Raw genomic sequence first — 2755 nt, 5'->3', positions numbered from 1 at the left:
GTTGTGCGATGCTCGGTCAAAGACGCGGTTGAAGCGCTTGAAGAAGCCCCCCAGCACCTTGTCCATCAGGCGCGACAAAGCATCCTTGGGTGCATCGTGCGGCTTGAGCAGCGTAGCGGCCAGCGCGGGCGACAGCGTCAGCGAATTGAATGCCGAGATCACAGTCGAGATGGCGATCGTCAGCGCGAACTGGCGATAGAACTGCCCCGTCAGGCCCGACACATAGGCGATCGGCACGAACACCGCGCACAGCACCAGGGCGATCGCGATGATGGGACCGGACACCTCCTTCATCGCCTGGATGGTCGCGTCACGCGGACTGAGGCCATTGGCGATGTTGCGCTCGACGTTTTCGACGACCACGATGGCATCGTCCACGACGATGCCGATGGCCAGCACAAGGCCGAAGAGCGACAGTGTGTTGATCGAGAAGCCAAAGCCCAGCAACACGGCGAACGTCCCCACGATGGACACGGGCACGGCCAGCAGCGGGATCAGCGAGGCGCGCCAGGTCTGCAGGAACACGATCACGACCAGCACGACCAGGGCCACGGCCTCGGTCAGCGTCTTGATCACAGCCTTGATGGAGTCGCCCACGAACTGCGTAGGGTCGTACACGATGGTGTAATCGACGTCGGCCGGAAAGTCCTTCTTGAGCTCATCCATCGTCTTGCGCACATCGGCCGACAACTGCAGCGCGTTCGAGTTGGGCGCCTCGAAAATGCCCATCCCGATGGCCGGCTTGTTGTTGAGCAGCGAGCGCAGCGCGTACTGGTTCGAACCCAGCTCGATGCGGGCCACGTCACGCAAGTGCGTCACGCCGCCATCGGCATTCGTCTTGACGATGATGTCGCCGAACTCTTCTTCCGTACTTAAGCGACCCGATGCGTTCACGGACAACTGGAACGGCGCCTTGGTATCGGGTGGCGCCCCCACCACGCCGGCGGCCACTTGCACGTTCTGCTCGCGGATCGACGCCACCACATCGCTGGCCGTCAGGCCGCGCTGCGCCACTTTCTGCGGGTCCAGCCATACGCGCATGGCGTAGTCACCGGCACCGAAGATCTGCACGTCACCCATGCCGGGCAGTCGCGCCAGGCGGTCTTTCACATTGAGCGTTGCGTAGTTGCGCAGGTAGACGTCGTCATACGTGCCCTTGGGCGAGAGCAAGTGCACGACCAAGGTCAGGTTGGGCGAGCTTTTGACCGTCGTCACGCCAATCTGGCGCACTTCCTCGGGCAGACGCGGCAAGGCACGCTGTACGCGGTTCTGCACTTGCGTCTCGGCTTGCTCGACGTCGGTACCAATCTTGAAGGTGACCGTCAGCGTCAGTGAGCCATCGGTGGTCGCTTGCGAGGACATGTAGAGCATGTTCTCGACGCCATTGATCTGCTCCTCCAGCGGCGCTGCCACGGTCTCGGCGATCACTTTCGGGTTGGCGCCCGGGAACTGTGCGTGCACAACGACAGAAGGCGGCACCACTTCCGGGTACTCTGAAATGGGCAGACGGAAGATCGCAATCAGCCCCGCGATGAAGATGAAGATGGACAGCACGGCCGCGAAGATCGGCCTGTCCACAAAGGTTCTGGATATGTTCATGTCCTCACTCCGTGGGGATTACGGCTTGGCGGCCGGAGCGGAGGCAGCAGGCGCCTCCATGGGCACCACTTGTGGCGCGACCGGCGCACCGGGGCGCACGCGCTGCAGGCCATCGACGATCACACGCTCACCTGGCTTCAGGCCCGACAGCACCACGCGCAATTCGCCCACGCTGGAGCCCAATTGCACCGGGCGGTACTCGGTCTGGTTCGAGGACGACACCACATAGACGAACTTGCGGTTCTGGTCCGTACCCACGGCGCGCTCCAGCACCAGCGGCGAGGCCGCGCCATTGCTCGTGTCGGCACCCAACTGCACCTTGGCAAACAGGCCTGGCGTCAGCACGCCATCCTTGTTGTCAACCACGGCACGCATGCGCACGCTGCCAGCCTGTGGGTCGATCTGGTTGTCGACGAACTCAAGCTTGCCTTCATGCGGGAAGCCTTGCTCATTGGCCAGGCCCACATGCAGCTTGAGGGCGCCTGGGGTACTGCGCACCAACTTGCCCACTTGCAGGTACATGGATTCGTCGCCATTGAAGCTCACGTACATCGGGTTGGCCGATACGACCGTCGTCAGCACGGTGTTGCCATCCACCAAGTTGCCCGTGGTGACCTCGGCCTTGCCCACGCGGCCATTGAACGGCGCACGCACGCTGGTCCACTCCAGATTGAGCCTGGCGGTCTGCAAGGCGGCTTGATCGGCGCGGGCTGCTGCTTCGAGCTGGCGCGCATTGGCCGAGCGTTCGTCGTAGTCGCGTTGCGCGATGGCGTTGTCATCGAGCAAGCGCCTGGAGCGCGCCAGTTCGGTCTGGGCCAGCTCCTGCTTGACCTTGGAGCTGGCCGCCGATGCCTCCAGTCGTGCCACCTCGGCCTGGTACGGGCGAGGGTCGATCACGAAGAGCACCTCGCCCTTCTTCACCAGGCTGCCGGGCTGGAAGTGCACGCTGTCGACCGTGCCTGCCACACGCGGGCGCACCTGAGCCTTGTCGATGGCCTCGACGAGCCCTGAGAACTCGCGCAACTCGGCCACCGGGCGCGCAATGACCTCCGCCACGCTCACGGGCATCGCTGGAGGTGCGCCGCCCGGTGCCTGGGCGGCGTGGGCATCTTGTGACTTGTCGCAGCCAGCAAGTGAACCGGCCACGGCCAGTGTG

At 63.9% G+C, this 2755-nt stretch carries 2 protein-coding genes; both read right to left on the bottom strand.

What is annotated here, in order from left to right:
- On the bottom strand, positions 1-1599 hold a 1599-nt coding region (locus EPO09_RS02875), incomplete at its 3' end, for an efflux RND transporter permease subunit (protein WP_290639958.1).
- An 18-nt stretch (positions 1600-1617) separates the two neighbouring features.
- Positions 1618-2755, bottom strand: a 1138-nt coding sequence (locus EPO09_RS02870) for an efflux RND transporter periplasmic adaptor subunit (RefSeq protein WP_367200037.1), incomplete at its 5' end; no start/stop codon positions are given.

The organism is Aquabacterium sp., from assembly GCF_004297345.1.
In the GTDB taxonomy this organism is placed as follows: Bacteria; Pseudomonadota; Gammaproteobacteria; order Burkholderiales; family Burkholderiaceae_C; genus Aquabacterium.
Note: the sequence above shows the minus strand (reverse complement) of the source record. Positions and strands in the feature narration are given on the sequence as shown.